This is a genomic window from Aureimonas sp. ME7 (assembly GCF_903970965.1).
GTDB lineage: Bacteria > Pseudomonadota > Alphaproteobacteria > Rhizobiales > Rhizobiaceae > Aureimonas.
In genome coordinates this window covers 13567-37198 of sequence record NZ_CAJCKW010000008.1, presented here as the reverse complement: position 1 = coordinate 37198, position 23632 = coordinate 13567, and the positions used below count along the sequence as shown (strand labels likewise).

General features: G+C 68.9%; 19 protein-coding genes. 13 read left to right on the top strand and 6 right to left on the bottom strand.

From position 1 onward, the window contains the following. Positions 1–17: 17 nt before the first annotated feature. Together H7A85_RS14305 and H7A85_RS14300 are read left to right on the top strand one after the other, a co-directional pair. Positions 18–839: an alpha/beta hydrolase gene (locus H7A85_RS14305; protein WP_182086634.1), complete on the top strand. Its 822-nt coding sequence runs from the start codon at positions 18–20 to the stop codon at positions 837–839. A 194-nt stretch (positions 840–1033) separates the two neighbouring features. Then, a complete protein-coding gene (locus H7A85_RS14300; protein WP_182086633.1) occupies positions 1034–3679 on the top strand; it encodes a transglycosylase domain-containing protein in 2646 nt (881 codons plus the stop codon). A 104-nt stretch (positions 3680–3783) separates the two neighbouring features. Here H7A85_RS14300 and H7A85_RS14295 read toward each other — a convergent pair whose 3' ends face one another. From H7A85_RS14295 to H7A85_RS14285, 3 genes are read right to left on the bottom strand one after another with little or no spacing between them, the layout of a single operon-like run. Continuing rightward, a complete protein-coding gene (locus H7A85_RS14295) occupies positions 3784–4944 on the bottom strand; it encodes a DUF3618 domain-containing protein (RefSeq protein ID WP_182086632.1) in 1161 nt (386 codons plus the stop codon). Then, entirely contained in the window at positions 4941–5336 is a 396-nt protein-coding gene (locus tag H7A85_RS14290) for a phage holin family protein (protein WP_182086631.1), read from the bottom strand. The genes H7A85_RS14295 and H7A85_RS14290 overlap by 4 nt, the downstream gene beginning before the upstream one ends. Next, on the bottom strand, positions 5333–6208 hold the full coding sequence (locus H7A85_RS14285) for a hypothetical protein (protein ID WP_182086630.1): 876 nt from the start codon (positions 6206–6208) through the stop codon (positions 5333–5335). The genes H7A85_RS14290 and H7A85_RS14285 overlap by 4 nt, the downstream gene beginning before the upstream one ends. 477 nt (positions 6209–6685) lie before the next feature. Between H7A85_RS14285 and dnaK the strand changes: the two genes are divergently transcribed. From dnaK to H7A85_RS14255, 6 genes are all read left to right on the top strand, one after another. Continuing rightward, entirely contained in the window at positions 6686–8611 is a 1926-nt protein-coding gene (dnaK, locus tag H7A85_RS14280; protein ID WP_182086629.1) for a molecular chaperone DnaK, read from the top strand. Positions 8612–8768: 157 nt separating this feature from the next. Beyond that, positions 8769–10958: a methyl-accepting chemotaxis protein gene (locus H7A85_RS14275; protein WP_182086628.1), complete on the top strand. Its 2190-nt coding sequence runs from the start codon at positions 8769–8771 to the stop codon at positions 10956–10958. 367 nt (positions 10959–11325) lie between these two features. After that, positions 11326–12489, top strand: coding sequence for a molecular chaperone DnaJ (dnaJ, locus tag H7A85_RS14270; RefSeq protein ID WP_182086627.1), 1164 nt, complete (start codon positions 11326–11328; stop codon positions 12487–12489). A 41-nt stretch (positions 12490–12530) separates the two neighbouring features. Continuing rightward, positions 12531–13181: a phospholipid methyltransferase gene (locus tag H7A85_RS14265; protein ID WP_244631200.1), complete on the top strand. Its 651-nt coding sequence runs from the start codon at positions 12531–12533 to the stop codon at positions 13179–13181. 51 nt (positions 13182–13232) lie between these two features. Continuing rightward, on the top strand, positions 13233–13856 hold the full coding sequence (locus H7A85_RS14260; protein ID WP_182086626.1) for a methyltransferase domain-containing protein: 624 nt from the start codon (positions 13233–13235) through the stop codon (positions 13854–13856). Further along, complete coding sequence (locus tag H7A85_RS14255; protein ID WP_182086625.1) at positions 13853–14428, top strand: NADPH-dependent FMN reductase; 576 nt, start codon at positions 13853–13855, stop codon at positions 14426–14428. Before H7A85_RS14260 ends, H7A85_RS14255 begins: the two co-directional genes overlap by 4 nt. A 25-nt stretch (positions 14429–14453) precedes the next feature. On the opposite strand, the gene H7A85_RS14250 is transcribed toward H7A85_RS14255, so the two are convergent. Continuing rightward, positions 14454–15242 carry an SDR family oxidoreductase gene (locus tag H7A85_RS14250; RefSeq protein WP_244631199.1) on the bottom strand — a complete coding sequence of 263 codons (789 nt, stop codon included), beginning with the start codon at positions 15240–15242 and terminating at the stop codon, positions 14454–14456. Positions 15243–15404: 162 nt separating this feature from the next. Between H7A85_RS14250 and H7A85_RS14245 the strand changes: the two genes are divergently transcribed. The 4 genes from H7A85_RS14245 to H7A85_RS14230 all read left to right on the top strand — a co-directional run bounded on the left by H7A85_RS14245 (position 15405) and on the right by H7A85_RS14230 (position 20705). Beyond that, positions 15405–16079: a DUF1345 domain-containing protein gene (locus tag H7A85_RS14245; protein ID WP_182086624.1), complete on the top strand. Its 675-nt coding sequence runs from the start codon at positions 15405–15407 to the stop codon at positions 16077–16079. A 39-nt stretch (positions 16080–16118) separates the two neighbouring features. After that, entirely contained in the window at positions 16119–18599 is a 2481-nt protein-coding gene (hrpB, locus tag H7A85_RS14240; protein WP_182086623.1) for an ATP-dependent helicase HrpB, read from the top strand. A gap of 69 nt (positions 18600–18668) precedes the next feature. Beyond that, entirely contained in the window at positions 18669–20057 is a 1389-nt protein-coding gene (locus tag H7A85_RS14235) for an ActS/PrrB/RegB family redox-sensitive histidine kinase (protein ID WP_182086780.1), read from the top strand. 75 nt (positions 20058–20132) lie between these two features. Beyond that, positions 20133–20705 (top strand): ActR/PrrA/RegA family redox response regulator transcription factor, encoded by a 573-nt coding sequence (locus tag H7A85_RS14230; RefSeq protein ID WP_182086622.1) that lies wholly within the window; start codon positions 20133–20135, stop codon positions 20703–20705. Positions 20706–20718: 13 nt separating this feature from the next. On the opposite strand, the gene H7A85_RS14225 is transcribed toward H7A85_RS14230, so the two are convergent. Beyond that, positions 20719–21216 carry an MmcB family DNA repair protein gene (locus H7A85_RS14225; protein WP_182086621.1) on the bottom strand — a complete coding sequence of 166 codons (498 nt, stop codon included), beginning with the start codon at positions 21214–21216 and terminating at the stop codon, positions 20719–20721. Positions 21217–22145: 929 nt separating this feature from the next. Then, positions 22146–22556: a MerR family transcriptional regulator gene (locus H7A85_RS14220; protein ID WP_182086620.1), complete on the bottom strand. Its 411-nt coding sequence runs from the start codon at positions 22554–22556 to the stop codon at positions 22146–22148. Positions 22557–22798: 242 nt separating this feature from the next. On the opposite strand from H7A85_RS14220, the gene H7A85_RS14215 reads away from it, so the two are divergent. Then, complete coding sequence (locus tag H7A85_RS14215) at positions 22799–23569, top strand: L,D-transpeptidase (protein ID WP_182086619.1); 771 nt, start codon at positions 22799–22801, stop codon at positions 23567–23569. The last annotated feature ends 63 nt before the right edge of the window (positions 23570–23632 follow it).

Sequence of the window (23632 nt, the reverse complement as noted above, 5' to 3'; positions counted from 1 at the left end):
TCAAGGGAAAAGCCTCCGTGAGCACCTTCGAAGCCCAGGACGGAACCAAGCTATTCTACAAGGACTGGGGCCAGGGCCGCCCCGTAGTCCTCATCCACGGCTGGCCGCTCAACGCCGACATGTGGGACTTCCACGCCAACGCGCTGGCCGACAAAGGCTTTCGCGCCATCTCCTACGACCGGCGCGGGTTCGGCCGCTCCGATCAGCCGGGCTCGGGCTACGACTACGACACGTTCGCCGCCGATCTGGCGTCCCTTCTGGATAAGCTCGACCTTCGCGACGTGGTTCTGGTCGGCTTTTCCATGGGCGGGGGCGAAGTGGTGCGCTACCTCTCGCGCTTCGGCTCGGAGCGCGTCGCCAAGGCGGTCCTCGTCTCGGCCGTCCCGCCCTATCTCCTCAAGGACGCCTCGAACCCGGACGGCGTCGACCGCTCGACCTTCGACGAGTTCGTCGAGCAGCTGAAGTCGGACCGGCCGAGCTTCCTCGCCTCCTTCGGCAAGAAGTTCTACGGCGCCGGCCTTCTCAACTTCGCGGTGTCCTCCGAGTATCTCGAATACACGAGCGATCTGGCGCTCCAGGCCTCGCTGCGCTCGACGCTCGCCTGCGTGCGCGCGTTTTCGGAAACCGACTTCCGGGCGGATGTCGCCGCCGTGCGGGTGCCCGCGCTGGTGATCCACGGCTCGTCCGACCAGACCGTCCCGCTGGACGTTTCGGGTGCGAAGTCGGCGGAGGCGATCGCGGGTGCCGAGCTCAAGATCTACGAGGGCGCGCCGCACGGTCTCCACTACACCGAGCAGGATCGCCTCCTCGACGATCTCGTCGCCTTCGCGCGCTCCTAAGGGGTCGTTACCAGCCCCTTAATCCATCGTCAGCCTTCGTTAACGCCCCGTTAAATCGCCGTATTTACTGTTCAGGCGATGGTCGGGATTGAGCGACCCGCGAACCGATTCCGCCCGCGCGGAATTCAGCGCGCGTTCAGCCGGCGGGCATTAGGGCTCCCGGCGCGGGTTCTGGAAACGAGGGGACGATCGCAATGGCCGCGAGGCGCAAGGGCGAGCGAATCGAGCCGAGCTTCGGCGGGTCCGATCGGGACGACAGCGAGATCCGCGTGTCGGCCGACGACCGCCCCGTTGCCGTCTCGAACTCGCGCACGCGCCGAAAGACCAAGGACATCGACGGCGAGGCCGTTCGGCGCTCCTCCGCTTCGCGCGATCTCGGCAGCGACCGGCGTGGCGGCGGGCGCAACGGCGGTGGCGACGGCAACGATAACGGCGGTGGCGGCGGCTTCTTCGGCCGGCGCCGTCCGCGCCGGCGGCGCTCCTTCATCGGACACCTGTTCCGCCTCGCCTTCCTTCTCGTGTTCTGGGGCGGGATCGCAGGTCTCGGGGTCATCGGCTATTTCGCGGTGAAGCTGCCGCAGGAGGCCTGGGCGATCCCGGACCGGCCGCCCAACGTCAAGATCGTGTCGGTGTCGGGCGACCTTCTGGCCGACCGGGGCACCACGGGCGGCGAGGCGGTCGCGCTCGACCGCATCAGCCCCTACGTGCCCCAGGCCGTGATGGCGATCGAGGACCGGCGCTTCTATTCGCACTGGGGCGTCGACCCCGTCGGCATCATCCGCGCGGCGACGCAGAACCTCTCGGCCGGCGACACGGTGCAGGGCGGCTCGACGCTGACCCAGCAGCTCGCCAAGAACATCTTCCTCACCCCCGACCAGACCCTGCAGCGCAAGGTGCAGGAGGCGATCCTGGCGCTCTGGCTGGAGACCAAGTTCTCCAAGGACCAGATCCTGGAGATGTATCTCAACCGCGTTTATTTCGGCTCGGGCGCGACCGGCATCCAGGCCGCCGCGCGGCGCTACTACGACAAGAACGCCGACGAATTGAACCTCATCGAATCGGCGACGCTCGCCGGCCTCCTGAAGGCGCCCTCGCGACTGTCGCCGGTGCGCGACCCGGAGGCGGCGCGCGGCCGGGCCGGCGTCGTCCTCCAGGCCATGCTGGACGAGGGCAAGATCACCAAGGCCGAGTTCGACGACGCGCTCGCTTCCAAGCCGACCAAGGCCAAGAGCTTCTGGACGGGCGCCGAGCACTACGCCGCCGACATGGTGATGCGCGACCTGCCGCTTCTCGTCGGCGGCGAGATCAAGGAGGACGTCGTGGTGGAAACCACGATCGACCTCGGGCTGGAAAAGAAGGCGCAGGACGCGATCGCCAAGACGATCGACCGCGCGACGCAGAACGTCACGCAAGGCGCGCTGGTCTCCATCGACGGGACGGGCGCGATCCGCGCCATCGTTGGCGGGCGAGACTATGCGACCTCGCAGTTCAACCGGGCCGTGGACGCCAAGCGCCAGCCGGGCTCGTCGTTCAAGCCCTTCGTCTACCAGACGGCGCTGGAATTCGGCGTCCGGCCCGAAACCGTGATGAACGACGCGCCCGTGCGCATCGGCAACTGGTCGCCGTCGAACTACGACAACCGCTTCCGCGGCCCCGTCACGGTGGCCGACGCCCTGATGCGCTCGCTCAACACGATCGCCGCGCAGCTGACCGCGCAGGTCGGTCCCGCCGCCGTGATCGAGACGGCCAAGCGCATGGGCATCCAGTCGCCGCTCGCCGACAACGCCTCGATCGCGCTCGGCACGTCCGAGGTCTCGCTTCTGGAGCTGACGGGCGCCTACGCGCCCTTCGCCAACGGCGGGTATCAGGCGACGCCCCATCTCGTGAACAAGGTCACCACCGCGTCCGGCAAGGTGCTCTACGAGCGCGACGACGCGGTGCCGCCGATCATCGTCACCTCGGACATCGTCGGCATGATGGACGCGATGATGACGCGGGTCGTCTCGTCCGGCACCGGGCGCCGCGCGGCGCTGAAGGGCTGGCAGGTGGCGGGCAAGAGCGGCACGACGCAGGACTTCAAGGACGCCTGGTTCGTCGGTTTCACCGCCAACCTGACCACCGGCGTGTGGCTCGGCAACGACAACGGCAAGCCGATGCGACAGGTGACCGGCGGCTCGCTGCCGGCCGACGCCTGGAAGGACTTCATGACCGCCGCCCACGAAGGCCTGCCGGCGATGCCGCTGCCGGGCAACTACACGATCGGCGACCCCGGCAACCAGCCGATGGCTTCGGGCTACGGCGACCGGATCATCGGCTACGACGCCGACGGCAACCCGGTCTACGAGAGCAACGAGCTGCCGGGCCCCGGCTCCGACGGCGGCCAGCCGGCGACAACGCAGGACGGCAGCCTTCCGCCGATGGCCGCGCCCGGCGGTATCGTGCCGGGCAACGACAACTATGCCTCGCAGCCGCCCCGCTCGCCGCAAGGCGTCGAGCCTGGCTATCGCCGCACGCCGGGCTACCGCCTGCCGCCTGCCGATGAAGAACCCGCCTATGCCCGCCGTCCGGACCCGGCGGACGAGGATCCCTATGGCGACGAGCGCTATGGCGGGGCACCGCCCGAATACGACTACGGCGAGCCCGCCCGCATGCGGCCGCCCGCCGATATCGGCCCGCCACGCACCGTGGCGCGGGGCCAGCTTCCGCCCGACGCGGTGCTGGAAGGCCCGGCGATCCGCGTCCGCCCGGACCAGCTGCCGCCGGACGCCGTCCTGGAAGGGCCGGCCGGGGGCGGGCGGGAAAGCGACCGTTCGCTGTTTCGCGGCCTCTTCGGCGGCTGAGCCGACCTCGACGCTTCGGTTGAGCTGACGTCGACGCTTCAAACCAAAAGGCCGCCGGTTCGCACCGGCGGCCTTTTCGCATTCATGAAAGTGGCGTCGGTCCCTTAGGACTTGCTTTCCTTCTTGGCTTCCTCCTTGGCGGTGCCGTAGGCGGCCTGCGCGACGGAAGACACCTTTTCGGCCAACGTCTCGCCGCTGCCGCCTTCCGGCTTCAGCCCCTTGGCCTCGGCCTCGGCGCTGCCGGCCTCGTAGGCCTTCTGCGCGACGGTACCAGCCTTGTCCAAAGCCTCGCGGCCGTAACCGACCGCTTCGTCACGCAGGCGGTCACGCGTTTCGCCGAGCCATTCGTCCTCCGTGCGGGTGGACGGCAGGGCCGCCCCGATCGCCGCGCCGATGGCAACCGCGACGGCGCCGAGCACCAGCGGTTCGTCCTGCAGCGTGTCAAGGAAGGTGCGGCGCGCGCGCCGGCCATAATAGGCCGCGCGGTCGCCCGCCTGCGACAGAGTGCGATAGGACGCATCGCCCGCGCGGTAGGCGGCATCGCGCGCATCGTGCGAAAGCTGGTTGGCGCGGTCGGAAGCCGACGACGCGGCGTCCGAGATCGCCGATCCGGCGCGCGAGGCGGCGTCCGACACGGCGCCCGCCGCGTTGGATGCGGCCGAGCCCACGCTGGAAGCCGCGCCCGAAGCGGCGGAGCCGACCGAGGACGCGGCGTTCGAGGCCGCCGACCCGACGCCGGAGGCCGCGCTGGAAGCGCCCGAGCGAACCGAAGAGGCCGCGCCCGACAGGCTGGAGCCGATGCTGGACGAGGAGGAGCCGCCGGCCGAGCCGGGATAGCCGCCCGACGTCACGCCGCGCGTGCGGTCACCCTCGAAGCGTGCAGCCGAGCCGGCGCCCTCGAAGCGGTTGTCGCGATCGTCCTCGGCCCAGCCGCCGGTATCCCAGTCGCGGGTGTTCTCGCCGCGCCAGTCGTCGTAGCGCTCCGACACGCGGCGCGTCGCGGATCGTGCGTTGTCGCGAACGCCCTGACCGAGCAGGAGCCATGCGGCGCCCGCCCCGATCAGCCCGAGGGCGAGCGGGTTGTCGCGCACCTGGTTGTTGAGGTTGCGGACCATGTCGGCGCCCTGCCCCTCGCGGACATAGTCGGAAAGCTCGTCGACGATCTGGCCGACGGAGAGCTTGCCCTTCAGGTTCTCCAGCGTCTGATCGAGGCTGGAACGGCGCTGCTCGGCTTCGCGAGCGAGACGGTCGGTTTCAGTGCTCATCGTGTCTGCTCCTTCACGAGACGGCCGTCCTTCTGCAGCTGGTCCAGCGTGCGATCGGGCGCGAGATTGACGACTTCGAGGTCCTTCTTGCCCTTGGCGAGCAGGAGAACGCCGACCACGGCGACGAGGATGCCGACGATCAGTGCCGACCATCCGGCCCCGACCACATGGGCGAGCGCGATCACCAAAGCCTGGGCCAGCACGATCAGCGCGACGAGAAGGCAGATCGCGCCGGCGGCGATCGAGCCGCCGCCGATCTGGACCTGCGTGATCTTTTCCGAGATTTCGGCGCGGATCAGGCGGCCTTCGGTTCGGAAGAGTTCGGTGGTTTCCCGCAGGAGGTCGCCGAGAAGATCGGGAACCGAGCGGCTGGGTTGCGGATCGACGCTCATGGACGCTCTCCCGAGGTGGAGGAACCGGAGGTGGACGGCGTGCTGGAGCCCGAAGCGCCGGGCTTGTTCAAGGCCGAATCGATCGGCGAGGCGCTGCCGGTCGTGGTGCGCTGGCCGCCCAGCGCGTCACCTTGAGAGGAACCGGCCGCTGGGTTGGAACGGCTGAGACCGCTCGTGTCGGTGGAGCCGGATGCGCCGGCCCGGTTCAGCGAGGAGCCGCTGGGCGAGGAGGAGCCGGTCGAGGATGCACCAGACCGGCCCTCGAAACCGCCATAAGAGGTGTAGCCGCGATCCGAAGCCCCCACCGGGCGATCTGCGTTGGAGCGGGGAGCCCCGCCCCCGACATTCTCGCGGCGCCAGTCTTCGTCCCGGTATCGGTCGCCCGAGCGGAACGGATCGGCGTGGTCGCTGGACGCGCGGGCGAAACGCCCGAGCGCGACGCCCGCAAGCGCGGCGCCAAGAAGAAACGCCGTCGGCTGGCGGCGGGCGAAATCGGCGACGGAACGCGTCAGATCCTGGACGCTCTGCCCGCTGATCGCATCGGCGGCCTGCTCGAGGCCGGATGCCGCCTGACGCGCGAGACCGGCGGCCAGCGACTGATCGCGCTCGCCGAGCTCGTCGGATGCCTTGCGGATCGCGGCGGTGAAATCCGACAGGCTGGAGGCGGCGACCGACTTGCCCTGCTCGACGCCCTCGATCGCCTTCTGCTTGGCGGTGGCGGCAAGGCCCGCCGCCTCGTCCTTGACCGTCTCGGCTGCCTTGCCGGCCTCGGCGCGGGCCGAGCCAGCCTCACGGCTCACCGTCTGTTCGACCGCCTTGCGGTCCTCGGTGGGGCTGGACGCGCCCCCCGTCGGGGTCGTGGTGGAAGACATGCGAGGGGCCTCCTTCAGTTCAGACCGAGAAACGACAGAATGGCGAGAACGACCACGATCAAGCCGATGAGATAGATGATACTGTGCATGGATCCGCCTTCTTGCGTTCGGTTCGTCTCGAGCTTCGGTTCGGGCGGGCGGGCCGGTACGCCATGCGACATCCTGACCTTTGCGCCGTTCGTGGGGTCTCAACCGCGATCGGGCCGCAGGGTTCCCGATTTCGCCACAGGGTTGCCGCTTTTGCGTTTGGGAGCCCACGCGTCCGGCGACCTCGAAAGGATCGGCGAGGGATCGAAAGCACGGGCGCCGCTTGCCGTCTTGCGCCCCCGAAAGCCCATTCATATATAGCCCTCAGCCCGCCGGGACGGCCGAAGGAGAGGCCTGCCGGCGACCCGAATTTCAGACCCGCAAGGTGATGCCATACGGAACGCCTCGTTCGAGGGTCCGGGCCTCACGCTCAAGAAGGAGAGATGCACTATGGCGAAGGTGATCGGTATCGATCTCGGAACCACCAATTCCTGCGTCGCCGTTATGGACGGCAAGAACGCCAAGGTGATCGAGAACGCGGAAGGCGCGCGCACCACGCCCTCCATCGTCGCCTTTTCGAACGACGACGAGCGCCTCGTCGGCCAGCCGGCCAAGCGTCAGGCGGTGACCAACCCCGAGAACACGCTGTTCGCCGTCAAGCGCCTGATCGGCCGCCGCTACGACGACCCGACCGTGGCCAAGGACAAGGCTCTCGTCCCCTACAAGATCGTCAACGCCTCCAACGGCGACGCCTGGGTCGAGGCGCACGGCGAGAAGTATTCGCCGAGCCAGGTTTCGGCGATGATCCTTCAGAAGATGAAGGAAACGGCGGAAGCCTACCTCGGCGAGAAGGTCGAGAAGGCGGTCATCACCGTTCCCGCCTACTTCAACGACGCCCAGCGCCAGGCCACCAAGGACGCCGGTAAGATCGCGGGCCTCGAAGTCCTGCGCATCATCAACGAGCCGACGGCGGCCGCCCTCGCCTACGGGCTTGAGAAGAACGACGGCAAGACGATCGCGGTCTACGATCTGGGCGGCGGCACGTTCGACGTGTCGGTGTTGGAGATCGGCGACGGCGTGTTCGAGGTGAAGTCGACCAACGGCGACACGTTCCTCGGCGGCGAGGACTTCGACATGCGCCTCGTCGACTACCTGGCCTCCGAGTTCAAGAAGGACCAGGGCATCGACCTGAAGAACGACAAGCTCGCTCTTCAGCGCCTGAAGGAAGCCGCCGAAAAGGCCAAGATCGAGCTCTCGTCCGCTTCGCAGACCGAGATCAACCTGCCCTTCATCACCGCCGATGCATCGGGCCCGAAGCATCTGACCTTGAAGCTCACGCGCTCCAAGTTCGAGGCGCTGGTGGACGATCTCGTGCAGCGCACGGTCGGCCCGATGAAGGCGGCCCTCAAAGATGCCGGCCTGTCGCCGAGCGACATCGACGAGGTGGTGCTCGTCGGCGGCATGACGCGCATGCCCAAGGTCCAGGAAGTCGTGAAGGGCTTCTTCGGCAAGGAGCCGCACAAGGGCGTCAACCCGGATGAAGTCGTCGCCATGGGCGCCGCGATCCAGGCCGGCGTTCTCCAGGGCGACGTGAAGGACGTTCTCCTTCTCGATGTGACTCCGCTTTCGCTCGGCATCGAGACGCTGGGCGGCGTGTTCACGCGCCTCATCGATCGCAACACGACGATCCCGACCAAGAAGAGCCAGGTCTTCTCGACCGCCGAGGACTCTCAGAACGCCGTGACCATCCAGGTCTACCAGGGTGAGCGCGAGATGGCCGCCGACAACAAGTCGCTCGGCCGCTTCAACCTCGAGGGCATTCCGCCCGCTCCCCGCGGCGTGCCGCAGATCGAGGTGACGTTCGACATCGACGCCAACGGCATCGTCAACGTGTCGGCCAAGGACAAGGGCACCAACAAGGAGCAGCGGATCACGATCCAGGCTTCGGGTGGTCTGTCGGATGCCGACATCGAGAAGATGGTCAAGGAAGCCGAAGCCAACGCCGACACCGACAAGAAGCGCCGCGCCGCCGTGGAAGCCAAGAACCAGGGCGAATCGCTCCTTCACTCGGCCGAGAAGTCCCTCAAGGACTACGGCGACAAGGTCTCGGAAGGCGACCGCAAGGCGATCGAGGATGCGATCGCGGAGCTGCGCACCGAGCTCGACAAGGCGGACGCCGATGCCGACGCCATCAAGGCGAAGTCGGACAAGCTGGCCGAAGCTTCGATGAAGCTCGGTCAGGCGATGTACGAGGCGAGCCAGGGCGCGGAAGCGGAAGCCGATGCGGCTGCCGACGCACGCGCTTCCTCGCGCGACGACGTGGTGGACGCCGATTTCGAGGAAGTTCAGGACGACGAGCGCAAGAAGTCGGCCTGATCCTTTCGATCCTTCGAAACTGAAAAGCCCCGGCGGGACCACCGCCGGGGCTTTTTTCGTTCCACACCATGTGCGCGAACGGTTTCTTATCGGGTCGTGGCTACAACGGGAGGCAGCAGGCATCCCCCGAGAATTCCTCCGTTCTCCCGCGAGCGACATGAAGCCTTTCCCCGCATCCCTATCCGCCAAGCTGATCCTGGCCGCCGGCGGCACGATCGCCCTGATTCTGGCCGGTGCCATCACCCTTTCCTCGCTGGCCACCACCAGCCGGATCGAATCCATGGTGCTGGATCAGGCCAAGACCGAGGCCGAGGCGGTCTCGAACTCGATCGGCATCGGCCTTGCCCAGTCCACGGCCACGGCGAGCACGATGACCGGCACGATCGCCGCCCTCCATTCGGTGGGCTTGCGCGACCGGCAGGCCTATGTGGAGCTTTTGAAGCCGGCGATCGGCTCCTATCCCAACATCTTCGGCTCGTGGATCGCCGAGGCGCCCGGCGGCATCGACGGCACGACCGACCCGAACGCGGTCGGCGCCAACGGGACGGGCGTCTTCACGCCCTACTGGACCAAGACGGCGGGCGGCCCCCCGAAATACAGCACCTTCACCGCGAAGTACGACGCGGATTGGTACAAGATTCCGGTTGCCACCGGCAAAGGCTACCTGACGGCGCCCTACCTGTCGGAAACCGGGGTCCTCATGTCCTCCGTCGGCTTTCCCGTGGTGGCCGACGGCAAGCTCGTCGGTGTGGCCGGCATCGACATCGGCATGAACGATCTGGCCGAAAGCGTTGCGCTCCTGAAACCCTTCGGTTCGGGCCGGGCGCTTCTGGTGTCGGGCGACGGAAACTGGCTGGTGGCGCCCGATGCGCAGCTGCGTACCAAGCCCTATGAGGACGTCGGTGCGTCGGAGCTGGTCAAGGCGGTGGCCGACATGCAGCCGCACGTTCTCGGCACCCTTCCCGACGGCGCGATGCGCCTCGTCCTTCCCTTCAAGGTGACCGGCTTCGACACGGTCTGGGCGACGTTGATCGACGTGCCGGCCGCCGTGGTGACGGGTCCGGTCAACGAGCAGCTCACGCTGCTCCTGGGCGGGGGCGTGGTTCTCCTTCTCGCGGTTCTGGGGGCGCTCGCCGCAACGGCGCGCTTCGTGATCCGCAAGCCGATGCAGCGTCTCCTGGACGACGTGGAGCACTTGAGCGCGGGCGACTACGGCCAGCCGGTGGAGGGGCAGGACAGCCGCGACGAGATCGGCGCGCTCGCCGTGTCGCTGGAAGGCTTCCGCCATGCGCTCGCCTCCGGCCGGCATGCCGAGGCGGTGGCCGCGCAGGAACGCGTGAAGGCGGAAGCCGCCCGCGTCGAGACGGAAACGGAGCGGCAGACGAGCGCCGCCGTGCAGGCTCGTGTCGTCCAGGCGCTCGGCGCCAATCTGGCCCGCCTGTCCTCGGGCGACCTGACCTGCTCGCTTTCGAACGAGATCACCGGTTCCTACGGCCAGATCCGCGAGGACTTCAACTCGGCGGTGGGAACGCTCCAGTCCACCATCCGCTCCGTGATGGAATCGGTCGCCAGCATCGACACGGGCACCGGCGAGATTTCCCACGCCGCGCAGGAAATGGCGCGCCGCATCGAGGGACAGGCGGCAAGCCTCGAGGAAACCTCGGCCGCGCTCGGCGAGATCACCGCGCGCGTCAACCAGAGCGCCTCCTTCGCCTCGTCGGCCGCCACGACCGTCAAGTCCGCCTGCCGCGACGCGCAGGCTTCCGACGAGGTGGTGCGCCAGGCGATCGAGGCGATGCGCGCGATCGAGCGCTCCTCCTCGCAGATCGGCAAGATCATCGGGGTGATCGACGAGATCGCCTTCCAGACCAACCTCCTGGCGCTCAACGCCGGCGTCGAGGCGGCGCGCGCCGGCGAGGCGGGACGCGGCTTCGCCGTGGTGGCCACCGAAGTGCGCGGGCTCGCCCAGCGCTCGGCCGACGCCGCGCGCCAGATCAAGGACCTCATCTCCAACGCCTCGCGCGAGGTGGAGGAAGGGGTCGACTTCGTGGAGCGCGCGGGCGAATCTTTGAAGAAGATCGCGGCGCAGGTCCTGGAGATCGACGAGAAGGTGGTCGCCATCGCGCGCGGCGCGGGCGAGCAGTCCACCGGCATCAAGGAGATCAACACCGCGGTCGGCCATATCGACCAGGTGACCCAGCAGAACGCGGCGATGCTGGAGGAAGCGGCGGCGGCGGCCGAGGCGCTGCGCAACGAGGCGGGCGAGCTTCGCTCGCTGGTATCGCACTTCGATACGGGCAACACCGCCGTTTCCGCCCCGGTACGCACGAATCGACGCGCCGCCTGATCCCTGAAAACCTATGCGATCCAAGGCCCGGCGGCGACGCCGGACCTTTTCGCGTTTCCAAAAGACGCGACCAGAGCTGCGTCGGGGTCCGCTCGGCCGTCCGTCCTTCCGATCCGGCGCAAGACACGACCTCGGCGCATCATCGGCCGCCAGGAAGGACCGGGATCCGCCGTCGACCGTCCATTGAGGGAGGTCCGAAGCCGTTTCTCGAATTGTGCCGACCCCTGGCAAGCCCGACCGGCCCGATCTTTCGCGCGCGGGCCGCCTATGGTAACCGCGCACAGCCGTTCCCATATCGGGCGCGTTCGCCACGCGGCTCCTATCGCCCGTTCTCAAGAGACACCCGAAGAAACGAGTTCCAGAACCCGTGTCCGTCAAGGTCGATTACTACGAGACGCTCGGCGTCGTGAAGGGTTGCGACGACAAGACCCTGAAAGTCGCGTTCCGCAAGCTCGCCATGCAGTATCACCCGGACAAGAATCCCGGCGATCACACGGCCGAGATCAAGTTCAAGGAAATCGGCGAAGCCTACGAGGTCCTCAAGGACCCGCAGAAGCGCGCCGCCTACGACCGCTTCGGACATGCCGCCTTTCAGAACGGGGCGGGCGCAGGCGCCGGGCGCGGCGACTTCGCCTCCTCCATGGCCGATATCTTCGACGACATCTTCGGCGAGATGATGGGCGGGCGCGCAGGCGGCGGCGCGGCCGGTGCCGGGCGCCGTGCGGGTGCCGGGGGCGGGCGCGAGCGCGGATCGGACCTGCGCTACAACATGGAAATCAGCCTGGAAGAGGCGTTTCTCGGCAAGACCGCCGAGATCGGCGTTCCCACCACGATCCAGTGCGACCAGTGCCAGGGCACGGGCGCCAAGGCGGGCACCGCGCCCAAGACCTGCCCGACCTGCGGCGGCATCGGGCGCGTGCGCGCGGCGCAGGGCTTCTTCTCCATCGAGCGCACCTGCCCGACCTGCCAGGGGCGCGGCGAGATCATCGCCGACCCGTGCGGCAAGTGCGGCGGCGACGGGCGCCTGCCCGAGGAGCGCAACCTGTCGGTCTCGATCCCGGCCGGCATCGAGGACGGAACGCGCATCCGCCTCGCCGGCGAAGGCGAGGCCGGGCTTCGCGGCGGACCGGCGGGCGATCTCTACATCTTCCTCTCGGTGAAGCCGCACGAGTTCTTCCAGCGCGACGGGGCGGACCTCTTCTGCAAGGTGCCGATCTCGATGACGACGGCGGCGCTGGGCGGCTCGTTCGAGGTGACGACGCTGGACGGGGCGAAGTCGCGCGTGAAGGTGCCCGAGGGCACGCAGTTCGGAAAGCAGTTCCGCGTCAAGGGCAAGGGCATGCCGGTCCTGCGCTCCACCCAGACCGGCGATCTCTTCATCCAGATCTCGATCGAGACGCCGCAAAGCCTGTCGCGCCGCCAGCGCGAGCTTCTGCAGGAGTTCGAGGACATTTCCTCCTCGGAAAACTCGCCGCAGTCGACCGGCTTCTTTTCCCGCATGAAGGACTTCTTCGAAGGCCTCAGCGACTAGGGGTCCGAGGCATCCGAGGGCCAAGCTGACGGGAGGACGGCATGGGTCGACACCAGGAGAAACCCTTTTGCCGCGAGCCCGGCGAAGCGGCCTTCCTGCGCAACTGGCTGCGGAACCCGTTGAAGGTGGGGGCCGTGTCGCCCTCCTCCCGCGCGCTCGGCCGCCACATGGCCGAAGCGGTGCCGGACGGGCCGTCGAATGGCGTGGTGGTGGAACTCGGCCCCGGGACGGGCGCCGTCACCGCCTGTCTCCTCCAGCGCAGGATCGAGCCGGACGATCTCGTGTGCCTGGAATACGCACCCGAATTCTGCACGCTCCTGCGAGCCCGCTTTCCCGGCATCCACGTCCTGCAAGGGGACGCCTACGATCCGCCGGAAGCACTCTGGCGCCTCGTCGGCGAACGGCCGATCCGCGCCGTGGTGTCCTCCCTGCCGCTGATGACGCGGCCGGAGGGGGAGCGGAGCCATGCCGTTTCGCGTTATCTCGAACGGCTTCCACCGGGTGCGCCCTTCATCCAGTTTTCCTATGCCTTCGCGCCGCCGGTGCGGCCCGAACGGGTGGGCGCGCTCGTCGCCATCTCCCCCTGGATCAAGCGCAACCTGCCGCCGGCCCGCGTCCTGACCTATCGACGCTTCGAGCCCCGCACGATCGCGGCACCGGGGTTGCCGGCCTTCACCTCCTTGCCAAAATGACGCGCTAGACCGACGCGGCCACGACCAAACCGACGAGGAAGGCGACACGCCATGACGAACCAGGCGACACACGCGAAGGCCGGCGAGAAGCGGCGCGACCTCGCCCGCTTCTTCGGAACCTGGATGCGCAGCCCGGTGAAGATGGGGGCCGTCGCCCCCTCCTCCGCCCGCTACTGCGCGACCATGGTGGCCTCGGCCACGACCGGGTTGGACGGGCCGATCCTGGAGCTCGGGCCGGGCCTCGGCTGCGTCACACGCGCGCTTCTGGATGCCGGCGTCGAGCCCGCGCGCATCACCTCGATCGAGTACGACGCGGAGTTCGCGCGCCTCCTGAAAGAACGCTTCCCCGCCGTCAACGTCATCCAGGGCGACGGGTTCGACCTCGACAAGACCTTGGGCGACGGCGGCGCGACGAAGTTCGCCGCGATCCTCTTCGCCATTCCGATCGTCAATTTTGCGCAAGAGGAACGTCAGGCCCTGTTCCGCCGCTATTTCGAGCGGCTCCGGCCGGGCGGCAACCTCACGCAGCTGTCCTATCTCTGGAAGCCGCCGGTGAAGGCGGTGCCCGAACTCTTCGACGTGTCGGCCTCGCCGATCGTCTGGGACAACATTCCCCCGGCGCGCGTCTGGATCTATTCGCAGGCCGGCGCGCCGAGCCCCGCGCCGCGCCATTGACCCCTCGCATCCTGGTTCTCTTGAGCGGCGCCGCGCCGGGCCGCCCCGCCGCCCGTTTGTCGGGCGAAGCGACGCGTGCGCTCGGCGTCAGCGATGTCGCGCTCACCGCGGCCGATCTTGCCGACTATCCCCTGCCCTTCTTCGAGGACGGGCTGGCCGGCGACATCCCGCAGAACGCCAAGCTCCTCGCCCAGCGCCTCGCGCTTCAGGACGCGGTGCTGCTCGTCTGCCCGGAAATCCACGCCGCGCCGCCGCCGGCCCTCGTCAACGCGATCGACTGGATCGCGCATGCGGCGGGCGCCGCCGAGCGGATCGGGCAGCCCTTCGCCCGTCTCGTTGTGGCGCTGGCGATCGGTGGCGACGCGCGCCGCAGCCCCCAGGCGGCGAGCCAGCTTCGCGCGACGCTTGGCGCGCTCGGCGCCGAGGTGATGACGCTGGAGTTCCATCTGACGAGCGGCGAGCCCGGCTTCGACGCCAAGGGGCGCTTTGCCGACCCGGCGGACGGCGAGCGCCTCGACGCCTTCGTCGACCGGCTTCTCGACCACGCGCGGGCGCTCGCCCGCCAGCCTTGAGCGCTGGAAGGCCAAGGCGGCCCGGCTAGACGTGCTGGCCGCCGTTGATGTGGATCTCGGCACCGTTGACGTAGGATGACTGGTCCGAGCACAGGAAATAGATGATGTCGGCAACCTCCGCCGTTTTGCCGAGGCGGCGCATCGGGATCTGCTCGACGATCTTTTCCGTGCCCGGCGACAGGATGGCCGTGTCGATCTCGCCCGGCGCGATGGCGTTGACGCGGATGCCGTCCGGCCCGAAGTCGGCCGCCATCTCGCGCGTCAGCGAAGCCAGCGCCGCCTTCGAGGTCGCATAGGCGGTGCCGGCGAACGGGTGGACCCGGCTGCCGACGATCGAGGTGACGTTGACGATCGAACCCTTGGCGGTGGAAAGCTCGGTATGGAGGCCCCGCGCCAGCATGATCGGCGCGAAGAAGTTGACCTGGAACACGTCGCGCCAGACATGCATGGGCGTTCGGATGGAATCCATGCGCGCGCCCTTTTCCGCCTTGGGGCTGATCGCGGCGTTGTTGACGAGGGCGCTTAAGCGCCCGCCGTTGGCCTGGAGGCGCTGGCGGATCTCGGACACGGCGTAGCCGACGTCCTCCGGGTCCGACAGATCCACCTTGATGTGGTCCTCCGGCCCCGCCGGCCAGGGGCAGTCGGCCGCGAAGTCCTGCCGCGAGCATGTGATGACGCGCCAGCCCTCGCGCGAGAAGCGCTTCACCGTGGCATGCCCGATGCCGCGCGAGGCGCCGGTCAGGACCAGGGTCGGGCGGGCGTCGCGACCGCTGGCGGGCGGGATGGGCGCATCGACGGCGGGAGCGTTCGACATGGGGCGGGACCTTGGGGCTGCGGGTGGGGCTGCAGGCGCGGGGACGGCATGGGGCGCCCGGCTGGTTGCCGAGACGCATCCTTTCCTTTAGCCGATCCTTTCCCCCAAGCGAACGCCCGGATGTTCGGGAAACCGGGGTAAATTGGGAAGGACGTTCCGGCGATGGCGCCCAAGCCCGGCACCCACACGTTTCACCGCGCGCTGATCCGAGGCGTCAGGGCGCGCCCGCGCCTTCTGATCGCCGTGGCGCTGACGGTCGGCGTCGCGCTTCTCCTGCCCTCGGCCTTGAGGCTTTCGACGCGCATCCTTGTCGGCTGGGACTGCGGCGTCCTGTTCTATCTGGTCTCGGTCGCCCTGATGATGCGCCGCTCCGACACCGGCGATATCCGCCGCCGAGCGCGGCGCCAAGACGAAGGGCGGCGCACGATCCTTGTCCTCACGGGGCTCGCCATCTTCGCCTCCTTCGGCGCGATCGCGATCGAGCTGCACGGGCTCGACGAGCACAATCCCAATGTCTGGCGGCTGGCCCTCAGCGGCGCCACCATCCTCCTGTCCTGGACGGTGACGCAGGTGATGATGGCGCTGCACTATGCCGGCGCCTTCTTTCGCGTGCCCGACGACGAGGGCGGGCTGGACTTTCCCGGCGACAAGCGCTCCCCGAACTATCTCGACTTCCTCTACTTCGCCTTCACCATGGGCGCCGCCTGCCAGACCTCGGACGTCGCGGTGACGAGCCGGGCGATGCGCGAACTGGTGCTGGCCCACACGATCCTTGCCTTCCTGTTCAACACCACGGTCCTGGCGCTCGCCGTCAATGTCGGGGCGAGCGCGATCTGAGCGGTGGACGGGCTCGGGGCTCGGAGCCATAAGCGGACGATGACCCGCGCGCCCGTCCTTCCCATGCTGCCCGTTTCCGAAGTGCTCGAGCCGCTGGGCCGAGCGCTGGCGGCGAACGGGGCGGCGGTCCTCGTCGCCCCGCCGGGCGCCGGCAAGACGACGCTGGTGCCGCTCCATCTCCTGTCGGTTCTGAGCCAAGGACGCATCATCCTGGTCGAGCCGCGCCGGCTCGCCGCGCGCGCCGCCGCCGCGCGCATGGCCGACATCCTCGGCGAGAAACCCGGCGAAACGGTCGGCTGGCGCATGCGCCTCGACACGCGCGTCTCGGCCCGCACCCGCATCGAGGTCGTCACGGAAGGCGTGGCGACGCGCATGATCCTCTCGGACCCCGAGTTGGCCGGCATCGCCGCCATCCTCTTCGACGAGTTCCACGAACGCTCGCTCGACGGCGACTTCGCGCTGGCGCTGGCCCTCGACGTGCGCGAGGCGCTGCGCCCCGACCTCAAGCTCCTCGTCATGTCCGCGACGCTCGACGGGGCGCGGGTCGCATCGCTGCTCGGCGACGCGCCGGTGGTGGAAAGCCGGGGCCGGGCCTTTCCCGTCGCCGTGCGCTACCGCGACCGGACGCCGGACGAGCCGGTGGAGGATGCCGTGGCGCGCGCGGTGCGCGAAGAGATCGGGGCGGGCTCCGGCTCGATCCTCGCCTTTCTGCCGGGGCAGCGCGAGATCGAGCGCACATTGGAGCGCCTGGACGGGCGACTGCCGGCCGATGTCCTCCTTGCCCCGCTCTACGGCAGGCTGGAGGGCGCCGCGCAGGATCTGGCGATCCGCCCCGCCCTAGCGGGAAAGCGCAAGGTCGTGCTCGCCACCACGATCGCGGAAACCTCGATCACCATCGACGGGGTGACCACGGTGATCGATTCCGGCCTGAAGCGTCAGCCGGTGTTCGAGCCGGCGACCGGCCTCCAGCGCCTGGAAACGGTGCGCGTGTCCCGGGCTTCGGCCGACCAGCGGGCCGGGCGCGCCGGGCGCACCGCGCCGGGCGAGGTGATCCGCCTGTGGCGGCCGGAGCAGACCGGGGCGCTGGACGCCTTCGACCGGCCCGAGATCCTGTCGAGCGACCTGTCGGCCCTGGTGCTCGACGCGCTCGCCTTCGGCGTGTCCGACCCGGCCTCGCTGCGCTTCCTCGATCCGCCCCCTGCCCCCGCCGTCGCGGAAGCGCGCGCGCTCCTTCTCGACCTCGGCGCGCTGGACGCGGACGGGCGGATGACGCCGGCGGGCGAGGCGATGCGCGACCTGCCCCTCCCCCCGCGCCTCGCGCGGATGGTGGCGGGCGCCCGGCCCGGGCCGGCGAGAAAGGCGGCGGCGCGCCTCGCCGTGCTCCTCACCGAGCCGGGCCTCGGCGGTCCGGCGGTGGATCTCGCCGAGCGCCTGCGCCTGTGGCGCGCCGACCGGAGCCCTCGCGCCCGTTCGGCGCTGGCGCTCGCCGATCGGATCGCGGCGCAGGCGCCTCCCCTGTCCGACGCGGTGGACGACGAGGACGCGGGCGCGCTTCTGTCGCTCGCCTATCCCGACCGGGTGGCCCTGGCACGAGGGGCCCCCGGCTCGTTCGTCCTCGCCAACGGGCGGGGCGGGACGCTGGAGCGCGAGCACGCTCTGTCGCGCGAGGCGGCGCTGGTGGTGGCCGACCTTCAGGGCGTTGCGGCGGGCCCCGGCCCGCGCACCGGGCGCATCCGCAGCGCGGCGGCGATCGACAGGGCACGCCTCGACGCGCTCCTCCAGGCCCGCATCGTGGAGGAGGACACGCTTTTCTTCGACCCGCCCAGCCGTTCGGTGCGCGCGCGGCGCGTCCGCCGCCTCGGCCGCGCGGTTCTGGCCGAGGCGCCCCTGCCGACACCGCCGGGCGAGGCGACGGTGCGCGCGCTGATGGCGGGCGTTCGCACCCTCGGCCTTCGCGCCCTGCCCTGGGGCCGGGAGGGCGAGCGCCTTCTGGCGCGCCTGCGCTTTCTCGGGCCCGCCTATGGCTCCTCGGCCGGCTGGCCGGATTTCAGCGAAGAAACGCTTCTGGCCGAACTCGACGACTGGCTCCTGCCCTTCGTGCCGGGCGCGAGCGCCCTGTCGCAGATCGGCGAGGACGTGCTGCGACAGGCCCTCCTGTCCCGCCTGCCGCCCGGCGAGGCACGGCGCCTCGACGCGCTCGCCCCCACCCACTTCACCGCGCCGACCGGCTCGCACCTGCCGATCCGCTACGAGGCGGAAGGCCCGGTCCTGGCGGTGCGCGTCCAGGAACTGTTCGGCCTCGCCCGGCATCCGAGCATCGCCGACGGCCGTCTGCCGCTGATCCTGGAACTCCTGTCGCCCGCCCACCGGCCGATCCAGATCACCCGCGACCTGCCGGGCTTCTGGCGGGGCTCCTGGGCCGACGTGCGCGCCGACCTTCGCGGCCGCTACCCCCGCCACCCTTGGCCGGAGGACCCCGCGACCGCCGCCCCCACGAGCCGCGCCAAGCCGCGGAGCTAGCGGGGACGGCGCTGCGTTGCGGTGCCGCATCTATGCGAAAGCACGGGCGCACCTAATTCGCTTGACATGATGACGATCGCTCAAGGCCTGGACTGGGATACGGACCTTCCGCTGGAAGGGCGGCTGTCGCGCGAGGGGCAGAGGGTGCGTCTGGCGACGCTGACGCGCCTTCGCTGGCTGTCGATAGCCGGCCAGACGGCGGCCTGCGTCTTCGTCGCCTGGGGGCTGTGGTACCCTTATCCGGTCTTCGCCTGCTTCGCGCTGATCGGCGTGTCCGTCTGCCTCAACATCTGGTTGACCCTTCGCTTCCGCAAGGCCGAGCGGCTGTCCGAACGACAGATGGCGGCGATCCTCGCCTTCGACATCATTCAGCCGAGCGGCCTCCTGTTCCTGACCGGCGGCATCCAGAACCCGTTCGCGGTGTTTCTCGTGGTGCCCGCCATGATCGCGGCGGCGACGCAGCCCGCCCGCGTCTCGGTGGGTCTCGGAACGTTGGCGGTCGCCTGCGCCACCGTTCTCGCTTTCGTCCATCTGCCGATCCCCTGGCCGCCGGAAGCCAGCTTCGTCCTGCCCTTCTCCTATCTGGGGGGCATGTGGTTCGCGCTGGTCACGACGCTGATCTTCTCGACCTTCTACATCTACCGCGTCGCGGCCGAGGCGCGCACCCTGTCGGACGCGCTGGCTGCGACCGAACTGATGCTCCAGCGCGAGCAGCACCTGTCGGCGCTCGACGGCCTCGCGGCCGCCGCCGCCCACGAGCTCGGCACGCCGCTCGCCACGATCGCCCTCGTATCCAAGGAAATGGGTCGCGCCGTGCCGCTCGATCATCCGATGCGCGAGGACATCGACCTTCTCGTCACCCAGTCGGAGCGCTGCCGGGGCATCCTGCGCCAGCTCGCGTCCCTGTCCTCCGTGTCAGAGGAGCATCTGGCGCGCCTTCCCCTGTCCTCGCTGGTGGAGGAAGCCGTCGCCCCGCACCGCGACTTCGGCATCGCAATCCGCGTGCGCAAGCTGGAGGCGATCGGCCCCGAACCTGTCCTCAAGCGCAATGCCGGGGTGATCTACGGGCTCGGCAACCTGATCGAGAACGCGGTGGATTTCGCCAGCGTCGAGGTCGTCGTGTGCATGTCCTGGCGGCCGGACCGCGTCGAGATCGACATCGTCGACGACGGCAACGGCTTCTCACCGGAGGTGCTGGCGCGGATCGGCGACCCGTACATGTCGACGCGCGAGGGCGACAAGCGCCAGTCCGGCGGGGGCCTCGGGCTTGGGCTCTTCATCGCCAAGACGCTGCTGGAGCGCTCGGGCGCGCGCATCCGCTTTTCCAACCGGGCGGAGGCCGACGGGCCGGGTGCGCGCGTCGCCGTGTCCTGGCCGACCGAAAGCCTCGACCGCCTCACCATCGCACCCGCGACGGAAGCCGAAATCCTCGATCTCGCACCGCCCCCGCTGGGATAGCGAGGCGCGACCCGATCGGTCGGTTGATAAGTCGGGGAAACGACTTATCTTGAGATCAAAGAAGGAACATTCATCATGCTGGCCGATCCCCACGATGCGTCCACGCGGGCGCCTTCCTCTTCGCAAGACCGTACCATGCTGCTGGTCGACGACGACCGCCCGTTCGTCGGCCGTCTGGCGCGCGCCTTCGAGCAGCGCGGCTTCGAGGTCAAGACGGCGGAAAGCGTCGCCGAGGGCCTGTCGGCGCTGCGTTCGGGCGCGCCTGCCTATGCCGTGGTGGACCTGCGCCTCGGCCTCGGCAACGGGCTCGACGTGATCGAGGCCCTGCGGCGCCAGCGTCCGAGCGCCCGCGCCGTTGTCCTGACCGGCTACGGCAACATCGCGACCGCGGTGAACGCCGTGAAGCTAGGCGCGATCGATTATCTCGCCAAGCCTGCGGACGCCGACGAAGTGCTGGCTGCGCTCCTGCGCGATCCCGAAACCAAGGCCGAGCCGCCGGAAAACCCGATGTCGGCGGATCGCATCCGTTGGGAGCACATCCAGCGCATCTACGAGCTGTGCGACCGCAACGTGTCGGAAACCGCTCGGCGCCTGTCCATGCACCGGCGCACCCTGCAGCGCATTCTCGCCAAGCGCGCGCCGCGCTGAACGAGACGCTCGGCTATTCGCCGTCCCCGCCGGTCAGGTAGGGGTTGGCGACCCATTCCGCCTGGAGAAGCCGGTCGGCCGACAGCCGCGCGAAGCGCAGCGTCAGCGCCTTGCGCGTAGCGCTGGCCAGCTTTTCCTCCGGCGCCTCGCGCAGGATTTCGGCGCCGTAGCCGTCCGACAGGATCAGCCCGCAGTCTTCGGGAAAGATGTCGAGCGGGACGCCCGGGTGCGTCGCGAAATACAGACGGTCGCAGTGGAGCCGGTATTCCGGCCACTTGCGATCGACACGGAAGTCCTCGATCGAGGACTTGATCTCGACGATCGAGAACTCGCCCTTTTCCGACAGGCAGAGAAGATCGGCCCGCCGCCCCGACACGAGCGGGATCTCGGGCAGCACCGACACGCGCATCTGGATCATCAGCCGCTGGACACCGCGGCGCACCAGCATGGCGCGCTCGGACTGGCGCCCGTCGACGAGCGGATCGCGGCGGAAGGGGGAAACGAGAGGCATGGGGTACGGAAAAGCAAGAAAGTGGAGCCGAATCAAGCTCGGGTGAGAAACAAAACGGCAACGCGCCGATCCGTCGCGGCACGAATGCCAGGGTCGGACTTGCGGGCTGACCGACCCATGCCGGACCGAGCCCACATGCTCCAAGCGCCGCGCGGGTCGGCCGAAGGCCCTTGGCCGTTTCCTTCGGGACAGATCCTGCGATGATCCCGTGTTCGGCCTTGGGGCGAATTCGCCCTTGCCGGCGCATATTCGAAGGCGTCCGGATCGGGTCCGCGTCGGATGCCGGTCCCCGCGCCTCTATACAGGTTCAAGCTTCGGCGGCGGTCATCCGAGGGGCACCGGATGGAGGTTCGAAAGTCGGCCTACATGGGTACCCTGCCCCGACGTAGCTCGGCGAGATACCGAAGCCGCCGACCTGATCGACGCGTTGGTCTTCGCAGCGTTCCCAAGGACGGTTTCGGGAGTTCCCGACGGAGGATCGGCGAGCAGTCGTCGCCGCACCGCCGAGGGTCGAACGCAGTCGATGCAAGGCAAGCATCGGCGACACGTCCGGAGGACGGACGAGATCCGTATCTCGCTCCGAAGCGACGCGGCGGGAGAGAACCGGTCAGCCGGCGCGCCCGACGTTCGAAACAATCTCCGAGATCGTCCGAACGGCCTTCGGCATCACAAGGGTCCGTCCGACCCTGACTCATTCAGGATCACTGGCCGTTCGCGTCGGTTTTGCTTCGGGGCGGGGCTCCGGCCCGGCGGCGGGCCGCCGCGCACGGCAAGCCTTGAGCGATTCCCGTTGTGGACAAGCACTGAACGTCAGCACGTCGCACACACAGGCGTCAGTGGAGGCCAAAGCGCTGGATTCCGAGACACCTCGCCGCTTTAGGGTTTGCGCGCAGAGGGTTCAACCTGCCTCCGCACGTTCGCAAGGTTCGTCAGAATGCCGGACGCGGCATGCGGGCGCCTTCGTTGCGCACCTCGTCCAGCACCGGCCATTCCCGGCGGGCGCCCTCGCCCGCCTCGTCGGTGAGCGCTGCCACGGCGCGCTTCAGGGTTTCCAGCTCCTCCATCTTGCGCTCGATCTCGACGAGGCGGCGCAGCGCGACCTTGCGCGCCTCGTCGCGCCGGGCGCCCGGTCCGTAGAACGACAGGAGGCGGCGCGTCTCGTCGATGGAGAAGCCGAGCGAGCAGGAGCGCTGGAGAAAGCGCAGGACATGCAGGTCCCGCTCCCCGTATTCGCGGTAGCCGTTGGCCTTACGCGCGGGCGCGACGAGACCGAGATCCTCGTAGTGCCGGATCGTCTTCGCCGGCAGTCCGGACCGCCTTGCCGCTTCTCCGATATTCATCCGAAGTCCCCGTAATCCTTCGAATTTTTGCCGCTGGGGACAGACATGTCGCGGCAGAGCCCAGCGTCAACTGTGGTGCGTGGGCAACAAACCCGATCTTAACCATAAGAGGGTCTACTCGGGTCCGTTGCCACGCCTCGGGCATGGGCGTACCAGAGACAGGAGGCCTCCGACGGGGGATGCTTGTCCCGGAAGCCCGTCAGCCTGGCCGTTCTTGCCCTCGCAGCCGCACCGGACGCTTCATGAACACCCGCTCGCATCCTTTTCTTCTCGGCGTCTCGCTCGCCGCCCTGGCTGCCATCGCCGGCTGCACCACGCAGTCGCAGCAGCGCGCCATGATCAGCCCGACGGCGGTTCCGATGGCGCAGGCCTATGTCGCGCCGGTGGAGACCGTGATCTCCGGCGGCCCGCTCGGCCCGGTCGAACTGACGGCCTACGATTCGGTCGAGGACGGCGGCTTCAAGCTGCCCGCGATCCCGATCTCCAAGGTCGACGAGAAGTTCCGCCGCCAGCGCGTCGTCTACAGCGCCGAAGGCATGGAGCCGGGCACGGTGGTCGTGGATACCGCCAATCATTTCCTCTACGTTGTCGAGCCGCAGGGCACGGCGATGCGCTACGGCATCGGCGTCGGCAAGGCCGGCTTCTCCTGGGCCGGCGAGGCCGAGATCAAGGACAAGCAGCACTGGCCGAAGTGGTTTCCGCCGGTCGAGATGATCGCGCGCCGCCCCGAGCTCAAGCCCTACGGCAACGAGGTCGGCATGAATCCGGGCCTCCAGAACCCGCTCGGCGCGCGCGCCCTCTACCTCTACCAGGGCAACAAGGACACGCTCTACCGCCTGCACGGCACGCCGGAATGGTGGTCGATTGGCAAGTCCGTGTCGTCCGGCTGCATCCGCCTGATGAACCAGGACATCATGGATCTCTACGAGCGCGTTCCGATGAACGCGCGCGTGGTCGTGCTCCAAGGCAAGGAACGGCTGGCCGATCGCCGCCGCAACGCACCGCAGAGCTGACCGACTGCTTCCAGCGGGGGACCGCTGAGGGCCGGATGCTTCGGGGGAAGCGTCCGGCCCTTT